At 59.7% G+C, this 17,244-nt stretch carries 12 protein-coding genes and 1 tRNA gene; 4 read left to right on the top strand and 9 right to left on the bottom strand.

Annotated features, from left to right (window positions below; translation table 11 throughout):
* The 8 genes from IH944_12190 to IH944_12155 all read right to left on the bottom strand — a co-directional run bounded on the left by IH944_12190 (nt 1) and on the right by IH944_12155 (nt 8,602).
* Nucleotides 1–1,506 (bottom strand): hypothetical protein, encoded by a 1,506-nt coding sequence (locus IH944_12190; GenBank protein MCH7905307.1) that lies wholly within the window; start codon nt 1,504–1,506, stop codon nt 1–3.
* On the bottom strand, nt 1,503–2,036 hold the full coding sequence (locus IH944_12185) for an RNA polymerase sigma factor (GenBank protein MCH7905306.1): 534 nt from the start codon (nt 2,034–2,036) through the stop codon (nt 1,503–1,505). The genes IH944_12190 and IH944_12185 overlap by 4 nt, the downstream gene beginning before the upstream one ends.
* Before the next feature lie 353 nt (nt 2,037–2,389).
* Entirely contained in the window at nt 2,390–3,046 is a 657-nt protein-coding gene (locus tag IH944_12180; GenBank protein ID MCH7905305.1) for a PEP-CTERM sorting domain-containing protein, read from the bottom strand.
* Between the two features lie 395 nt (nt 3,047–3,441).
* On the bottom strand, nt 3,442–6,462 hold the full coding sequence (locus IH944_12175) for a hypothetical protein (protein MCH7905304.1): 3,021 nt from the start codon (nt 6,460–6,462) through the stop codon (nt 3,442–3,444).
* 190 nt (nt 6,463–6,652) lie between these two features.
* A complete protein-coding gene (locus tag IH944_12170) occupies nt 6,653–7,312 on the bottom strand; it encodes a hypothetical protein (protein ID MCH7905303.1) in 660 nt (219 codons plus the stop codon).
* Between the two features lie 302 nt (nt 7,313–7,614).
* Nucleotides 7,615–8,193 carry a hypothetical protein gene (locus IH944_12165; GenBank protein ID MCH7905302.1) on the bottom strand — a complete coding sequence of 193 codons (579 nt, stop codon included), beginning with the start codon at nt 8,191–8,193 and terminating at the stop codon, nt 7,615–7,617.
* Nucleotides 8,194–8,248: 55 nt separating this feature from the next.
* Nucleotides 8,249–8,434 (bottom strand): DUF2158 domain-containing protein, encoded by a 186-nt coding sequence (locus IH944_12160; protein MCH7905301.1) that lies wholly within the window; start codon nt 8,432–8,434, stop codon nt 8,249–8,251.
* 92 nt (nt 8,435–8,526) lie between these two features.
* Nucleotides 8,527–8,602, bottom strand: a tRNA-Ala gene (locus tag IH944_12155).
* 197 nt (nt 8,603–8,799) lie between these two features.
* Here IH944_12155 and IH944_12150 point away from each other — a divergent pair.
* The 4 genes from IH944_12150 to IH944_12135 all read left to right on the top strand — a co-directional run bounded on the left by IH944_12150 (nt 8,800) and on the right by IH944_12135 (nt 16,134).
* Nucleotides 8,800–11,133 (top strand): VWA domain-containing protein, encoded by a 2,334-nt coding sequence (locus IH944_12150; protein ID MCH7905300.1) that lies wholly within the window; start codon nt 8,800–8,802, stop codon nt 11,131–11,133.
* Nucleotides 11,134–11,211: 78 nt separating this feature from the next.
* A complete protein-coding gene (locus tag IH944_12145; protein MCH7905299.1) occupies nt 11,212–13,620 on the top strand; it encodes a VWA domain-containing protein in 2,409 nt (802 codons plus the stop codon).
* 38 nt (nt 13,621–13,658) lie between these two features.
* Nucleotides 13,659–15,044, top strand: coding sequence for an HD domain-containing protein (locus tag IH944_12140; GenBank protein MCH7905298.1), 1,386 nt, complete (start codon nt 13,659–13,661; stop codon nt 15,042–15,044).
* Nucleotides 15,037–16,134: an AI-2E family transporter gene (locus IH944_12135; GenBank protein MCH7905297.1), complete on the top strand. Its 1,098-nt coding sequence runs from the start codon at nt 15,037–15,039 to the stop codon at nt 16,132–16,134. Before IH944_12140 ends, IH944_12135 begins: the two co-directional genes overlap by 8 nt.
* A gap of 135 nt (nt 16,135–16,269) precedes the next feature.
* Here the strand turns inward: IH944_12135 and IH944_12130 are convergent, their stop codons facing one another.
* Nucleotides 16,270–17,217, bottom strand: a complete 948-nt coding sequence (locus tag IH944_12130; GenBank protein ID MCH7905296.1) for a hypothetical protein — start codon at nt 17,215–17,217, stop codon at nt 16,270–16,272.
* Between the last annotated feature and the right edge of the window lie 27 nt (nt 17,218–17,244).

The raw sequence follows: 17,244 nt of genomic DNA, 5'->3' as shown, positions 1-17,244 counted from the left end.
TTATTCACGTGAGCGTGGCCTGCTCAGTATTTGCCGGACAGCATCCAGCCGCCGGTGCGCATCGTCGAGCGAATACGGCCCGAACCCCTGCTCTTCATGTTCGCGCATCAGGCGCAGTTCCTCCTCGATCCAATGTTCGGCCTGCTTCCAGTCCTCGCTGTTCTCGTAATATCGCGCGAGCGAGGTTGCGCGGAAGAGCTGCGCCTTCATGTCGTGTGAGAACTCCGAGTATTGGATCTGTGCGAAGATATCAGGCCGCCATTCACAGCTCGGCTCGTCGAAGACGCCGTTCCAAATCTCCTCCAGCGGCGGAAGAGCCGCAACGTCCACGCCCAGCGTGTTCGGCATATAATGGAACCCAATGGTGCCGTCCGGGCGGCTGCTGACTCCGCCGACGAACAGCACTGGCTCGCGCGCGTCGGTGAACCGCATCGAGACCTTGACAGTACGCTTTCGCCATGCTTTGTCCGGAACGAGCTGTACGAGCACTTCCCTTTCGATCCGACCGTCTGGCGACTGTTGTGTTAGGTCGTCGTCAAAGGACAGCAACGAGGACGAAGGCGCATAGACTGTGCCGATGTCGTCGGTGACCGTCAGCCGGTACCCGCGCCAAGACCGTGTCTTGTCCCCGACTTGATAGGTGACGAACACGGTTCCATCACGCGCGACGTCGACGCTCCTCACGACGAGCCGTCCGCCCTTGATGTCGATCGTCGCAAGCTCTGTCGCCGCAAGTTCACGAAAGAGGTCGCTCTTGTCATCGTCTTTAGAAATGACGGGCACGCCAGGCTTCAAGAAAAAGTGGCCTTTCGGGAAGTTCGGCGAGTAGTCGAACGTCATCTCGCCTCGCAAGCGCCACACGTCCTGTTCGTTCGAGTAGTGCTCGACGCTGATCGGCAACAGCGTCCTGGCATCGGCAAAGATCAGCATGCGCTCACGCAGCCCCGTTGAATCGACAGTAGCGATCTTGACATCCGCCCCCCTAAACTTTCCGTCGGTCAAGGTGACCTCCTTACTGTTCATCCCGCCGGAGCTGAGCATCGAGGAGAGCCCTAGACCTTTTGTGTTGTGACTGAACGGGCCGGACGGCATCGAGGAGCGCACGTATCTCCCCGCTGCCGTATCGAGGCGGTATAGCCCGCCGTCGAACCACACGCTGTCCTCGTTGCCTGTCGTCAACCGCCAGCGACCTTCGTAGTAGGCGATCGTGCCCTGCGAGATTCGCGAACCGTCTTCCAAGATCGCAAAGCTCTCCATGCGGACGCTCTTCACATCGTCGAGCGCGCCGGCGACCTGAGCGAGGGTCGGTTGCGCCTGGGCACGCGGGAAGATGAAGACGCTCAGCACCACCGCCGCAGCGGCGCCGAGCGTTGCGCCCCATCTCCTTGCTTTGACCGAGGTCGTTGCCCGCTTCAGTTTCGCGTCGATCTTTTCGTCGAGCGCAGGTCGCTCCGTGATCGGTTCCATTGCGCTTTTCAGCGCGTGTTCGAAAGTTGTCTCGTTCATTTCGTTTCTCCTTCGGTCGCACGCCCGGAATAGTCACGGACGCGGTTTCGCGCGCGCTGAAGAAGGCTGTTGGTGGCTGGGTAGGTTCTGCCAATCACCTCGGCGATCTCAGCGATGGACATCTCCTCGAGCACTTGCATCGACAGCGCGTCTCGCTCCTCGTCTGGAAGTGAAAAGAGCGCCCGCATCGCCTGCTGCGACACGAAGTTTGCGACGAACTCTGCGAATAGGTCCGCCGATGGCTCTTCCGAACCGCGGATCGACCAGTCTTTTCGCCTGCGGTACGAATCGGCAATCTTGCGCCGTGCGATTCCTAGCAGCCAGAGACGCGGTTCGCCCTTCCTTCTCTTCCAGTGCCGGAACGCGTTGGCGAAGACCTCCGCCGTCACGTCCTCGGCCTCTTCGACCGGCCTGACCCGGCGTGAGACGAAGGCGAACACCAGCGACTGGTACAGCCTCCGCGCCTCAGGAAAGTCGATGTCGACGGCCTCCTCGACCATCGCATCACTCTGTGTTATTGATCCGCTCACCAACAGCTCCGTTCAAGCATACGCCTATAAGGGGAGTTCGCGCGGGAGCCGACTTTCTATCGAAATCTCCGAGGGTTCGCAACCTCGATCGACTTTAGACGTCAACGGTTGGAGCCTCGGACGTAGCTTGTCGCAGACCAACTGCTGTTGAGAGCGCGTCCTGAGGCATGAACGCATGAAGCGCCCGTCCACGGGCAATGCGGTTGCTTGCCCGTGCCACCCGGAGAGTTATCGCGTGCAAGCCTCCACGTCATGCTGCGCGCGGATGTGGAGGCAAACAAAGGAACACAGAAACCGGTGCCCTGCCTCTGGCGGAGGTAGGGCACCGCATCACTTGCTGGCTCGCGTGAGCCTTACTTTCGGCGTCGCCGCGCGGCGAGCGCTGCGAGGCCGATGCCGAGCGCGATCATCGAGGCGGGCTCCGGAATGAGCTGGAGCGAAGCGTTGTCCACGAACCCGGAGTTAGCTCCGATCGAGGCGTTGGTAAAAGCAACCTCGACCCCGACCCAGGTGGCAGGCCCAGGGATCGCCGAACGGTAGTACAGCCCTTGCCAGGTGGACGCGTCATTGTCCAAGACCATGGCCCGACTGTCTACGCTCAACGGGTTGCCCCAGTCGTTGGCGGTCTGAAAATAATGCAGTTTGAGCCTTATATCAGCGGCGGTAGCGTCCGAGTTGTACCAGGCCTCCACTTCCAAGATGCCTTGGGCGCCTCTGTTGGAAATGTCAACGAATTGAAAGGCCTGCGTTTGGGTCAAGTTATCGTCATCCATCTTGAGCATCCAGCTGCCCTTATAAGGAATGATGCCGTTGGTCGGACCCGTGTCACGAACGGCTACCTCGACTCCCCAGAGTCCAGGCTGGAGCGGGTTCACAATGCCCGCAAGGGGTACGACGTTATCAGTCTCAAACCCTCCCTCTATTAGGAGGTTTTGCGCGCTCCCGAGCGTTGGAAGCGCAAGGACCGCCAAGCCGGCCAAAGCAAGTTTGATCCTACGTGTCATTTTCATTCTTTGCTCCTCGATGCTAAGCGCCATCTCAACGATGGCCTGCCTAGTCCTTTACCATTGTGTCAGGTTTCCTGGCCCGCCGCGCCTAGCAAAAATACTAGCTTGTGGGCCTCCAGATCGCCCACACAAACAGAATGGCGAGGCTAGCGACGACGGCGTCGAGCCAACGCGACCAACCCAAGGCGGGCGCAGGCATCATGCAGGGCGCCTGTCGGCATCCGGATAGAGAAGTCGAACAAGACTCGCTAGCCGAACATCTTGCGAGCCGGAGCAGGTTGCTGTCTATATCGCTGTAGAAGGAGTCGGCGGATGGGAATCATGCCGCGACACACGCCAAAGCACCTTGGTAGCCTTACATGGCGTTCCGCATTGACGAAATGAAGGAAGACGGCTCGTCAGTCGTAAGGGTTGAGCTTGACTTCCAGCACGTCTCCCGGCTTTAGCACGAGGCCGTCTTTGAACTCGATAGTGACGCGTTGGCCGATCACCCTTGTGACCGTGTCCATCTTCTCTCCGTTGACCGAGATCGAAGCCCGGCCGCCCACGCTACTCGTCAGATCGAGTTTCTTCAGAGCCAGTTCGCCCCAAACGATCTCGATCCTGTTCGTCTGTGTGTTGCCGTTGATCGTCTGGCTGAAGGAGCCCCAGCCCTCGGCAGTCGTGAACGCCGCCTTGAAATCCTCGGGCGTGATGCGTGGGTCGAAAGCGAGCCGACCCGCCGGGCCGTCGTACTCGAATCCCAGCAGCGCAAGATACACGCCCCAGCTTGCGAGCGCGCGGGCGTAGTGGTCGCTGCACTCAACCTCGTTGTACGGGTTGCGTTTTGCTGGGTGGTAGCGGTCGTGGACCGCGCGGCAGATCGCAAGCCCCTCTTCGACCATCCCTTCCCAGATCATGTTCCCGGCGACTTGGTACTCGATGCCGGTCCAGACTTCGTTGCGGTATCGCACGGGCGTCTCCGGCCTTCCACCGTTCGGCCATGTGCAGATGAAAAGCCCCGCCTCGCTCGGCACGGCGAAGTCGCGCTCCGCCTTCCAAAGCTTGTTCTGCGGCGCGACGTCCGGCGCCCAGTTGTACTTCCACACGGCTTTCAACGAAGACAGGACGTTCTCTTTCGGATAGATGTAGCCGAGTCCGACCTGGTGCGCCCACCCCTGTCCGAACATCATGTCGGAGATGCACCCCGGCCCGTACTGGTATCTCGTGTGCTTCTCCGCATCCACGTCTTGGAAGTAGTACTCGCCGTTCCAGATGCGCTCGGTCGATTTTTCTCTACCGCTTTCAAAAATTGTGCGGCACTGGACTGCGAAATCACTGTCGCCTGTCAGTTTCGCCATCTCTTCGCCCGCTCTTAGTGCGGCGAGATACAGCGACCCGACGAACGTATTCGGCCCCTCGAAGTTGATGTCGAACGTGTTGTGCTGGCTGTCCTCGATCAGTCCGTCCTGATCCGGGTCGTGGCCGATCATGAACTGCAGCGCCTTCTTGATCTTTGGGTAATTGCGCTTGAGGAAGCCGTCGTCCGCGCTCATCAGGTGTTCGCGATACGCCTTCAGCACCGTGCCGCACTGGCCGTCGGCGGCGTAGGCGCGGTTGCTGCGGAAACCGACCAGCCCAGTCTCCTCGTCGAAGCCGTCGTCGAAGTCCTGCCGCTCTCTGATGTTGCGTTCAAGCTCCGGGAACAGCCGCGCGAGCGCGTGCTCGTAGTTCCAAACGTGCGTGCAAGTGCCTGCACAGCACACGACGCCCTCCCACGCCCAGAACCGCCCCGAGCCCCACCACTCGGTCGTGCCGGTCGCGAGGTTTCCGACCGTCGAATGCAATCTGTCGAGCAGCCAGTAGGGAAGGGAAGAGTCGTAATACGTATCGACCCACTTCTTGGTATCGCCGCTGAGTCGGTCGTAGTTTTCAATGATGTATTCAACGACTTCTCCGGCATCAGCGAACCAGTTTGCGTACTGCCGACCACGCTGGTGATTTGGGAAGTGCCAGGCGACGACTATTGTTATGGTCTCACTCTCACCCGGCTTGAGCTCGATAAAGTTGGATATTACGGATGAGTAATGCGGTTTGGCAAAGTCGTATGAGCCCTCGCCGCTGGCGTCGCCGCTGCTCAGGATAGCCAGCGCGAGCGTGCCATGGTCGTGGTTTGCGTCGCCGCGCCGCTTCCTAACATCTTCGCGGCTTCGGACAGTGTCAGCCTGCTCGATGTGGTCGATGTTGATGTGCCCCCATCCGCCGGTCGCAGTATCGACAATGACGAAGTGCGCCCTTTTCCCGTTGAACTCCGAGACGTTCCAAGTCTCCCATAGCAGCTCTTCGTCGTTCAGCCCTGTCGCCGTTCGCACGACTTTGCCATCGACGATCAGGTTCATGCACTCTTCACCGGGGTGGTTTCCTCCTCCGATCTTGAAGTTAATGTAGCGACGCTCAATCGTGAACTCCGGCGATGTGAGAGTGCCCGTCGTGCCGTCGCCTTGCAAGAAGGTGTTGACCAGTCCTTCGCCGACGTAGCCGCTAACGTTGTTCTGGTTAGCCAGCGTGCCACGTGCGGGACCCGTGCCGAACGAGTCGCCCGTCGCGATCCAACCGCCGTAGTTTTCGGCCTCGAAGTCCTCGATCAGTATCGAGGGGCGCGGATCGGTGACGTCTTCCTCGAATTCGTCAGTCGCAGGATCGGCGCTGTTCACGGCCATGCTCATATCAGAGCGAACAATGCACTTCGTATGTCTTTCGCGTCCGCCCGGATTGTCCTCCGCCGACCGCGCGACGGCGTTTTCCAGATTTGAACCGACTTTGAAGCGCACGTCTGCGTGCGAGGTGTTTGTGATCGTGACGTCAAAGATCGTCACAGGAAGAGACGAGTCCTTGGCATTCAGTGGGATGAACGGCGAATAGACCCGGCTCGTGGCTTGTAGCGGGCAGTCACCGGTTTCGTAGTTGACCGTAGCGACGGGGTACTGTCCGTTGAAAGTGATGTGGTCAAAGCCGTCTTTGTTTAGTTGCCACGCTCTTAGCGGAACTTCACCGTAAATGCGTAGGCCAATGATGTGATACACCGGCTTTCCCACAGAACGCTTGGCGTAGTTCGTCGCGCCGTAGCTGAGGAACTTGTGTTCGTTGAACACCTCCCAATGCCCGAGGGTGCCGTCGCCGCAGACGTACATCTGGCCCGCCGCGATCCCGCCACAAGGCATGCCGATGGACTCAAGCTCCGCGCCGCTCCAAACCTCTTTCACGCCCCGCTGGAAAAGCGCGTCCCGCCACGCCTTCGGCAGGTTCTTGTCGACAGGGATGAAATGATCTTGAACCACGATAGAACCGTCCTGAAGGAACTCGATGACGCCGGAAGCGAGCGGCACCGTCCCGGCCATCTGCAAAAAGTCGCGCCGCGTAAAACCTCTGAACCCCGCCATCGAATCGCTCCTTGAGCGAGTTTAACCCGAACTGGGCAAGATCGACAGCTAAGGAATCGTCATGAAGGTGCAAAGCCGATGATTTGGTATTTAAGTGGTGGTGCGGCTTGGTGGACGATCAGTGCACCCCTAGCGGCTTGGTCTGGAAAATCATGATGATGGTGTGCTCGGGCATAGCCAGGATGGCCAATCAGATGCGCAAGAACCTAACGAAGAAATAGTGCAAGAAGAAGCCTAACAGTCCAGTGCTGCATCCCCATATCCACGACTGCGGCTGCCCACCGTCAGACAGGAGATGCGTGCCTGAACCTACCATAAGTCCAAGGACGCCTCCGCTAAGAACAATCCAAATGACGACGATCAAGCAGAGCCGATGATATCTGTATTGCCCTGAAGTCTCCTCTTGCGTCTTAGAGATGAAATTCGACATGCTTCTTTCGGTCCCGGTGGATCCGGTCTGCTTGATCCACGTCTGGTGCTCAAGGGCCGTCTCACCCAAGTTCAGGGTCTGCTCGATGTTAAAGCCGGCCCAACCTAGACGGAGCATTTCGACAGTCAGAATCGAGAGTGTTATGAACATGCCCCAACTGACAACCCCCAAACCCATCAGTGCGAATGGCAACAGCTCTTTCAGATCATCGGCTACTGACGTGTCCGTAAGAGCGACCGACGCCACAACTAGTGCGACGACTAGCGTCGCAGCGGACGAAATCATTCCTCCGAGAAGCTTCGTTTCAAGCTCGATGATCTCGTTTCTAATTGACTTGTAGGTTTCAAGTAGGGCATGGTTCCGAAATGCCTCTGACACTCGTCGCCTGTCGTCCAGCAACGCGTCTATGCGCAGTAGCAATGCACCAATGCGATTCGTGGACCATGAACTTGAACCCCTGTCGGTCATATGTCGCACTCCTTCCCACAATCTCCTAGGCGTCGTGAACATTAGTGATGATACTCGGTTTGGGATTCATTGCTCCACAATACTGGCCACAGCCGGTAGCACGTATTCCGATTGCTCGTAGCCGACAGAATGAGGGGTTTTAACAGCTCGAATGCGCCACCATTGCGGGACGTACTGCAATACGCCGTCTGGTTTCTCGACAACTGAAATCGGTCGAATGCCCCTCGGCTACAGCCGGGGGGCGCGATTTTCGTTTAGTCGCCGAAGGTCTTTGTGATGGGGCGAGCGTTTGCGGCAGTGTCGCCTCGCGTGTGAAAATCTATCTGCCTTAGACATGTATCCAGTTCGTCCATCATGCCAGGAATGGATTTTTTAAGACCAGCCTTGAGAGCGACATAGTCGCTGTTCTGAACGCTAGTGAAGCCCGATACTCTCATGCCCAGTACGTCAATCGCACGGTCAAGTTTCGAGATGTTTGCTAGATGCTCATATAGGGCGTTCGCGAGATCGGAATCGAGCGGCAGATTGAGCGAATCGCTCGCGAGGAACTGAAGGATCGGCGACGGGTCTAACCCCGCAACGACTTGGTCCAGGCTTAAACTGTCTTCCAACTCAATCAGGCGTGACTTGTGATTGAGCAGTTGGCTGGCCAAGAGCCGCAGAGCCGCCTCCCGCTTCCTTCGACGTGTGCTCGCGTCGATGCAAAGGCGATAGACATGGGCTACGGCTACACCGATGAGCGCTGAGAACACGGCGACGCGGATCGGGTCTTTGATGAGTTCCGAGTACAAGGTTGCTATCGCTTCTGGGTTGATTGTTGTGAATTGCCTCACTTGATGCGCTTGGCGTTAATGTCCTCTGACTACGGTCGGGGGGCGCGTTTTTCGTTTACTCGGCACTCTTTTCGAGTGAATCGGGAGCGAACTGCCCAGTTTGCTTTTTCGTTCCGGAAAACCAGATGCAGTTAGCTAGCCGACTCCCCATGTAGTCCCCGATACTGTCGACGGTCATCGTTGGGCCGCCTGACTTCAATCGAACTGTGTCGCCTGCTTTAATGTCCGTTTGTTCGTTCATAATGTTCTTCTCGTGTGTTAGTTGGTGTGTTAGTTTCCTCGTGCTGGATTCCCGCCTCTCGGGACAAATCGTTCTGTTTCAGGTTGAAGTAGTGGTGGAGCCAAGGGGATTTGAACCCCTGACCTCCTCCATGCCATGGAGGCGCTCTCCCAACTGAGCTATGGCCCCACGTTGAAGGCGCCGCGACCAGCGCCAGAACTAACATGATACCCTCGGCGAAGTCGCGCGTCAAAGCAATGAGGGACTCCGATCTCGACGCGTCTGTCGGACCCCTCGAGTGAAAGAGCCGATGCTCCGCAGTGTGAAAAGGCAAAGTTTCCTTGAACGATCCGCGGCGCGTCTAACACTAACAGGTAGGGAAAACCATGATTGGGTCAATCGTTGTGTCGTTGGCGCTGTTGGAAGCGCTTCAGTCTTCGCCCGTTACTCCAGGACAGCTAATCAGCCCCCCTCAGCGAGAGGGTGAAGCGGTCCGCGTCCTTCCGCTCAAGAGCACGGACGTCACCGTGGACATCGCCGGACTAGCCGCGCGGGTCACCATCGTCCAAACGTTCACCAACCCGTATTGGACGCCTATCGAGGCCGTCTACACCTTCCCGATGAGGTCTAGCGCCGCAGTCAATCGTATGCGCATGAAGATCGGCGAGCGCATCATCGAGGGCGAGATCAAGCGCGCCGAAGAGGCGCGGCGGATTTATGAGGCGGCCAAGGCCGCCGGCCAGGCAGCAGCGTTGCTCGACCAGGAACGCCCCAACATCTTCACGCAGTCGGTCGCGAACATCATGCCCGGCGAAGAGGTTCGGATCGAGATCAGCTACGTCGACGTGCTGGATTACGAGGACGGCGAGTACGAGTTCGTGTTCCCGATGGTCGTCGGCCCGCGCAACGCGATGAACGCCGCCGATCCGAACGCGATCGTTCCTCCGATCATTCCTAAAGCCACGCGCACCGGCAGCAACATCTCGATCATGGTGAAGCTCGACGCGGGAGCAGACCTCGACAGAGTGACTTCGCAGCTGCACGCGATAGACGTAAAGCGGCGGGGACTGGCCAACTTTGAGATCAGCCTCGCCCGCAAAGACGAGATTCCCAACCGAGATTTCATCTTGAATTGGCGACCCGGCGGCGACGGGCTGCAAGAGAGCTTTCTGACGCACGCAACGGGCGGACACGGCAGCTTCTGCCTGACGATCCTCCCGCCAAGGCACGTGACCGCGCAGCAGATTCAGCCGCGAGAGGTGATCTTCGTCATCGATCAGAGCGGCAGCCAATCGGGCTTCCCGCTTGAGAAGTCGAAGGAGCTGACGCTGGCGATGATCGACACCCTGCGGCCCGAGGACCGGTTCAACGTCGTCACGTTCACCACTGGCGTGGATACGCTGTGGCCGGAGCCGGTACCGAACAACCGCGAGCGAGTCAACGAGGCGAAACAGTTTATTCAGGGGTTGGTGGCTGACGGCGGAACGGATTTCATTCCGGCGTTGACGGCTACGATCAAGAGCCCTCCTCGAGACGGTCGCTTACGCTTGATCGTTTTCAACACCGACGGTTACGTGGGCGACGATTTCGCGATTCTCAACTTGATCAAGGAGAATCGGGACAACGCACGCCTGTTCACGTTCGGGATCGGCAACTCCGTCAACCGGTTCTTGATCGACGGAATGAGCGCCGAAGGGCGGGGCGGTTCCGAGATCGTCACGCTCGGCACGGACGTCGGACCGACGATCGACCGGTTCATCCAGCGCACTCAGAGCCCGATCCTAACCGATGTTCACATCCAGGTCGAGGGTGGCAGGGTTCACGATCTAACGCCGGAGCTTGTGCCCGATTTGTTCAGCTACGGCCCACTAGTCGTGTTCGGCAGGTACGAAAAGCCCGGCCCCGCGAAGATCACGATCGTCGGCAAGCTCGGCGGCAAGCCTTGGACGCGAACGATCGACGTGAACTTCCCAATCGCCGGCGACAGCGGCTCGGGCATCACAACGGTCTGGGCTCGCAAGAAGCTCGACGACATGATGCGCGAGGATTGGATGGCCGGACGAAGGTCGCTGGGCGGTGATGACACTTATGAGCCGAGGACAGAGGCGATGATTCGTCACGCTCTCAAGTTCGGGATCATGTCGCAGTGGACGTCGTTCGTCGCGGTCGAAAAGCGCGTGATCAACATCGGCGGCAAGCAGCGCACGGTCCGCGTGCCGGTCGAGATGGCAGACGGCGTGAGCATGGGCGGTACGTTCGATGACGGCTTGCGCTTGACGATGGGCGCTCCTGCAATGTATGGCGCTCAGGGAGTAACGGGCACGAATTGGCAGTATCAGCGTGGGACTGTGACCGCTGGTGCCAGACGATCTCAATTCCGAAGAAGTGGCGGAGGCGGCGTGGCCACCAGGAAATCCTCGCTGAGCGGCAAAGCCATGTTTGGGTTGGAATTGAGCGACCTCGATATGGAGACCGGGCTTCCACGACCCGAGTTCAAGATCCACAAAGACATCCGTGACAAGAAGTCCGGAAAGATCGAGGTTCAGGTGCTCGTCAGCGAGTGGCCCGAGGACTGGAAGAAGCTGCTGAAGGAAGCTGGCTTCAAGCTCGAGGACTCCGACGAAGGACTGAAGGTGGTGTTCGGCACGATCGACGCCAAGATGCTGCTCGAACTCGCCAAGCTCGAGTTCGTCACCGAGATCAGGCCGCTCGAGGATTAACGGTGGAACGCAGAAAAAGATTTACAGCAGGATTGAGTTCCATGTAACCCAATCGGTCAGTCACAGACAGGAGAAGAAATGACATCGTCGTTATTAGTCGCAATGGTGCTTCTAGGCACCCCACAGCACAGCAACGTTTACCCTGGCCAGCTCCGAGGCCACCCCGAGAAACCCGGTGGCCCGGCAAGAGTGCTACCGCTTCTCGACACGAGCGTCACAGCCGACATCGCGGGCATCGCTGCGCGCGTGACAGTCGTGCAGACTTTCAAAAACCCGTACAACACTCCGATTGAAGCGGTCTACACGTTCCCGTTGAGATCGGGCGCCGCCGTCGACAGAATGCGGATGAAGATCGGCGACCGGATCATCGAGGGCGAGATCAAGCGCGCCGAGGAGGCGCGACGGATTTACGAGGCGGCCAGGGCCGCCGGGCAGGCTGCAGCATTGCTCGACCAGGAACGCCCCAACATCTTCACCCAGTCCGTGGCGAACATCATGCCCGGCGAAGAGGTCCGGATCGAGATCAGCTACGTCGACGTGCTGGAGTACAAGGACGGCGAGTTCGAGTTCGTGTTCCCGATGGTCGTCGGCCCGCGCAACACGATGAACGCGCTGGACCCCGACAAGATCTTCCCGCCGATTACGCCGGAGGGGACGAGGACCGGCGCGAACATCGAGCTGAGCGTGTTCCTCGACGCCGGAGCCCCGTTACAAAGCGTGACCTCGGAGCTCCACGCGATCGACGTGCAAAGGCGCGGCCCAGGGCAGTTCCAGGTGAGCCTCGCCCGCAAGGACGAGATTCCCAACCGCGACTTCATCCTCCGCTGGCGCCCCGAAGGCGAGGGGCTAGCTGAGAGCTTCATCACGCACGCCGAAAACGGCGGCGGAACCTTCTGCCTGACTATCATCCCGCCGAAGTTCGTGACCGACAATATCGTCAGCCCGCGCGAGGTCATATTCGTGATGGACCAGAGCGGAAGCATGACGGACTTTCCGATCGAGAAGTCGAAGGAGCTGACGATCGCGATGATCGACAAGTTGCGCAAGGATGACACCTTTAACGTGGTCACGTTCAATACGAGCGTCAACTTACTCTGGCCGGAGCCAGTGCCGAACAACCGTGAGCGCGTGCGCGAGGCCAAGCAGTTCGTCCGCGGGCTTACTGCAGGCGGGGGCACAAACTTCCTTCCGCCGCTGACGGCGGCGCTTGGCAGTCCGCCGAGAGACGGCAGGCTAAGAATCGTCGTGTTCAACTCCGACGGCTACGTCGGCGACGACTTCGCCATCCTCGCGATGGTCAGGAAGAACAAGCGGAACGGCCGCCTGTTCACGTTCGGGATCGGCAACGCGGTCAATCGCTTCCTGATCGACGGCATGAGCTACGAGGGCCGCGGCGACTCCGAGATCGTCACGCTCGGTATGGATGCCGGCCCACCGATCGAGAGGTTTATCAAGCGGACGCAGAGTCCGATCCTGACCGACGTCACTATCATGACCTCGGGAGGCGGGATCACCGACGTGACTCCGTCCGAGGTGCCGGATCTCTTCGATGGCGCGCCGCTCGTGATATTCGGTCGCTACAGCACGCCCGGCCCGGCGAAGATCATACTGGGCGGACAGCTCGGTGGCCGCCCCTGGTCGCGCACGATCGACGTGGTTCTTTCGGTGACAGGCGACAGCGGGGACGGCATCACCAAGGCCTGGGCTCGCAGAAAGCTGGACGACATGGTGCGGCAGGACTGGATGGTCGCGATGGAGACCACGCGCGGCGGTAAGACCTACGAGTCGGACAACGAGCCGTTCACCCTTTTCGCGCTCACGCACGGCATCATGTCGCAGTGGACTTCGTTCGTCGCGGTCGAGAAGCGCGTCGTCAACATCGGCGGGCGTCAGCGCACTGTTCGCGTGCCGGTCGAGATGGCCGAAGGCGTGAGCTACGATGGGATCTTCGGCAATTCACAGATCGACACGTTGCTTTCTTTCTTGCTCGGCCAAGGCCGCGGCGGGAGCCCGGGCGTGGCTAGCAGCAAGCGCACGCGCGGCGGTCAAGGTGGCGGCGGATTCGGCGGCGGTGGCGGTGGCCAAGGCGGCGTTGGTCAACTTTCCGGCACACAGGGCTTGCTGGCGAAAGGTATTACCAGTGTCGTTTACGATCCGACCACGAACTCATATATCGTTGTGGGAACGGACGGTAAGATCAGACGGCTCGACGAGGTTGGTTTCGCCGAGTTAATGATGCACGAGGATGGCGTCGCCGAGTTGAAAATACACAAAGACCTCCTCGAAAGGAAATCCGGTGAGATGGAGGTTCAAGTGCTCGTCAAGGAGTGGCCGGAAGGCTGGAAGAAGCTGCTGAAAGACGCTGGCTTCGAGCTCGAGGACTCGCTCGAAGACTTGAAGGTCGTGTTCGGCACCATCGACGCCAAGATGCTGCTCGAACTCGCGAAGCTCGACTTCGTAACCGAGATTAGGCCGCTAGACCAATAACAGCAAACTGCCAACTGCTGACTGCATACTAGCTCTGGATGTCCCATCCGGAGCTAGGCCGCATTGCAAAAGCGCTGAGAGGCACGGAGTTCGAAGGCCGCGCCTGGCTGGTCGGCGGCGCCGTGCGCGACGAACTACTGGGCCGCGCCGTCGGCAACGACATCGACATCGTCGTGCGGGGCGATGCTTCGAAGGCTGCCGATATCCTGTGGCAAAAGAAAGTCGCGTCGATCGCCCCTGTCACCTATCCGCGATTTGGAACCGCGATGGTACGGGTAGGCCATAAGCAGATCGAGTTCGCGACGGCGCGCAAGGAATCGTACGACGACGATTCCCGCAAGCCGACCGTCGAGCCAGCGACGATTGAAGAGGACGCGAGCAGGCGCGATTTCACGGTCAACACGCTCTTGCGCGACCTCTTTTCAGGGGAGCTAGTCGATCCGCTGGGCACCGGCGAGCGCGATCTGAGAAACAAAGTTCTGCGAACGCCGCGCGACCCCGTCGAGACGTTTCACGACGACCCGCTGAGGATGCTCCGCGCAGTCCGCTTCCGTTGGCAGCTCGGCTTTGCGGCCGCTCCCGGCCTGTACGACGCGGTCAGAAACGAGGCGGAAAGGCTGAAGATCATCAGCTCTGAGCGCATTCGGGACGAACTCACGATAATGCTCGGCCTCGACGACGGACACAAGTGCCTCGCCGACCTCATGGACCTTGGGCTCATGCACCATATCGCGCCTGAGTTCGAGACGGGGGTCGGCGTCGAGCAGGGGCCGTATCACTACCTCGACGTCTGGGATCACACGCTCGAAGTCGTGAGAAACACGGGTTCAGGCGACCTCACCCTTCGCCTGGCGGCGTGGCTGCACGACGTCGCAAAACCCCAGTGCCGAACTGTCGAAGGCGGCAGGATCAAGTTTCTCGGCCATGAGCAAGAAGGCGCGAAGCTTGCCGAGGCGATCCTTCGCCGACTGACGTTCTCGCTGGACGAGTGCAAAGACGTCGCCCTGCTGGTGCTGCACCACATGCGGTTCACCGGGATCGAGCAGTTCTCCGACACAGCCGCTAGACGAATCTTGCGCGACCTCGGCGAGCAGACAGAGAGGCTGGTGCAGCTAGGTGAGGCGGACGCTGCCGCTCACGCCGAAAATGTAAAACGTCCGGACTTTAACGAAGTTCGCAACGTCCTTCAACGTGTCGCAGAAGAGACGCCGCCCGAGCGATTGCAGAGTCCTCTGAGCGGCGACGAGATAATGGAACTCACCGGTTTGTCGGCTGGCCCGAAAGTGGGCAAGGTAAAACACCACCTGAGCGAAATGGTGATTGAAGGCGCTCTCGATCCGGACGATATGGCGTCGGCGCGGACAGTGGCGCTCGAATTCGTGCGCGACTCGGCATCGAAAGAGAGAGACACGGCTTATGACTGACCACCTGGAACAAGGCCACGGCAAGATCATTTTTTGGCTGCTCACGATCATGCTGCTCGCCGGCGCGGGGATTCTCATTTGGCCGTTCGTTCCTGCGCTCCTTTGGGCGACCGTCCTAAGCGTTCTCTTCTACCCGATGTACCGGCGAAGCCAAGAAAAATTCAAAAAGCGGAAGAGCTGCGACACGATGGCGGCCTTGAGCACGACGCTGTTCACTGCTGCGGTCATCATTCTGCCGCTGGTTGGACTTGCAGCGATCGGAGGCATTCAGGTGTACAACCTTGCCACCGAGATGGTCCTGGAGTCTGGAGACGGGCAGGCGCCGACCGCCGGCGAGTTGGCGGGCAAGATCGATCAGCGGATCGACCCTATTCTGAAACGCATCGGACTCGAGGACTTCAAGCTCAGCCGATGGATCGACGAGAACAAGGAGGAGATCGCACAGGCGCTCACTGGCCCAGCGCTCAACGCCGGCAGGCGACTGGTCGTTACCATAGTGACGCTGGTGATCGCACTGCTGACGATGTTCTTCATGCTTCGCGACGGGCATCGACTCATCAATCCTGTCGTCGAGCTCATTCCGCTTCCGCGTGATCATTGTATCGAGATCATCAAGAAGATGGGGGGCACGATCAGGAGCGTATTCTGGAGCGTTTTCTTCGTCGCGATCATCCAGGGATTGATGTGCGGCGCCTTGTACTGGTGGCTCGGTGTCGACCCTCCGGCGGTCTGGATGCTCGTAACGGCAGCGCTGGCGCTGATCCCGTTGCTGGGGGCGCCGATCGTCTACATTCCAGCATCGCTGATCTTGATGCTGGAAGGGAATACGTGGCAGGGCGTGACCCTGTTGCTCATCGGGTTCCTCGTCGTTTCGCAGATCGACAACCTGCTCAGGCCGATGTTCATCAGCATGGGATCGAAGCTGCACACGATGGCGGTTTTCTTTTCCCTTTTGGGCGGGGTGCTTGCTCTCGGTCCGATCGGCCTGATGGCGGGTCCGATGTTGCTGACGCTGATCCTCGGGTTGACGGACGTGCTTCGGGAGCGCCGTCGAATCGCCGATGGGCTGGAGCCTGTCGCAGAGTCGTAGCCGCATCTTTTAGGTTGCGTACCGGGCACGTCGGCTCGCGCGTGTACTCGGTCGTCGGCGGCACGGCGCGCAAGCTGAAGCATGCGGCTACAGTTCTACCAACCCGTCGCAACCTTGGGCTGGCGAAAAACGCAGCTAACGTTTTGGAGGACGCCTGCGGCCCGGTGGCCTGCCACGGCTGCCACCGCTATCGCGACTTCCGCGATACGGCCGGCCACCTCGGTTATCCCGATCGCCTCCGCCGCGATACGGAGGTCTTCCGCCTCTATCGTCTCGCTCGCGATACGACGGCCTTCCGCCTCTGTCGTCGCGGTCGCGATACGGCGGTCTTCCGCTTCTGTCGTCTCGGTCGCGGTACGACGGCCTTCCGCCTCTGTCGTCGCGGTTGCCGCGATACGGCGGTCTCCCGCCTTGGCCGTCTCGATCGCGATACGATGGCCTTCCGCCTCTGTCGTCGCGATCGCGATACGATGGCCTTCCGCCTCTGTCGTCGCGATCGCGGTACGACGGTCTTCCGCCTCTGTCGTCGCGGTCGCGATACGGCGGTCTTCCGCCTCGGTCGTCGCGGTCTCGGTACGGAGGTCTTCCGCCCCGGTCGTCTCGATCCCGACTCCCGCGGCTGTCGCCTCGGCCTCCGTGGCGGAACGGTGGCCGGTCGGAACGCTCTTCGCGGTCGAGACTGTAGTTACGCAGCTTCACCGCGCCGGTCACATACGACCCGCCGAGATCGGCGACGAACTCCCAGACCAAGTCACGCCGGTCGGGCGTGATCAGCGTTCGAAATTCTTTCACTACTTCTGCCGTGCTCGCCTCCCAAAGCAGGTCGAGGTGCTGCGCCATCGCCTCCAGATCGCGCGGATGACTGTGCGGCACCTCGATCTCCGAGGCGAACAGCCGCGTCGCCATGCCGGGCTTCTGCATCAGCTTCTTAGGCTCGGGGAACGCGTCCTCGACTAGCTTTGTGAACCGCTCGAACCACTCCTTGCGCGCCTCCTTCTGGATGGGCACAGACCGCCGCATCAGGTCGATGCGGTAGGCGTCGAACCTGCTTGCGTCACGGGATTTGCGCGAGTCATGGGCCATGGGAACATAGATTATGACGCCGACGCC

Source organism: Armatimonadota bacterium, from assembly GCA_022563855.1.
Taxonomy (GTDB): Bacteria; Armatimonadota; Fimbriimonadia; order Fimbriimonadales; family Fimbriimonadaceae; genus JADFMN01.
This window is presented reverse-complemented; position numbering and strand designations above follow the sequence as displayed.

Coding starts and splice junctions, on each gene's coding strand:
- IH944_12190 (MCH7905307.1), bottom strand. CDS start 1,506: ATGAACGAGACAACTTTCGAACACGCGCTGAAAAGCGCAATGGAACCG.
- IH944_12180 (MCH7905305.1), bottom strand. CDS start 3,046: ATGAAAATGACACGTAGGATCAAACTTGCTTTGGCCGGCTTGGCGGTC.
- IH944_12175 (MCH7905304.1), bottom strand. CDS start 6,462: ATGGCGGGGTTCAGAGGTTTTACGCGGCGCGACTTTTTGCAGATGGCC.
- IH944_12160 (MCH7905301.1), bottom strand. CDS start 8,434: ATGAACGAACAAACGGACATTAAAGCAGGCGACACAGTTCGATTGAAG.
- IH944_12150 (MCH7905300.1), top strand. CDS start 8,800: ATGATTGGGTCAATCGTTGTGTCGTTGGCGCTGTTGGAAGCGCTTCAG.
- IH944_12145 (MCH7905299.1), top strand. CDS start 11,212: ATGACATCGTCGTTATTAGTCGCAATGGTGCTTCTAGGCACCCCACAG.
- IH944_12140 (MCH7905298.1), top strand. CDS start 13,659: ATGTCCCATCCGGAGCTAGGCCGCATTGCAAAAGCGCTGAGAGGCACG.
- IH944_12135 (MCH7905297.1), top strand. CDS start 15,037: ATGACTGACCACCTGGAACAAGGCCACGGCAAGATCATTTTTTGGCTG.
- IH944_12130 (MCH7905296.1), bottom strand. CDS start 17,217: ATGGCCCATGACTCGCGCAAATCCCGTGACGCAAGCAGGTTCGACGCC.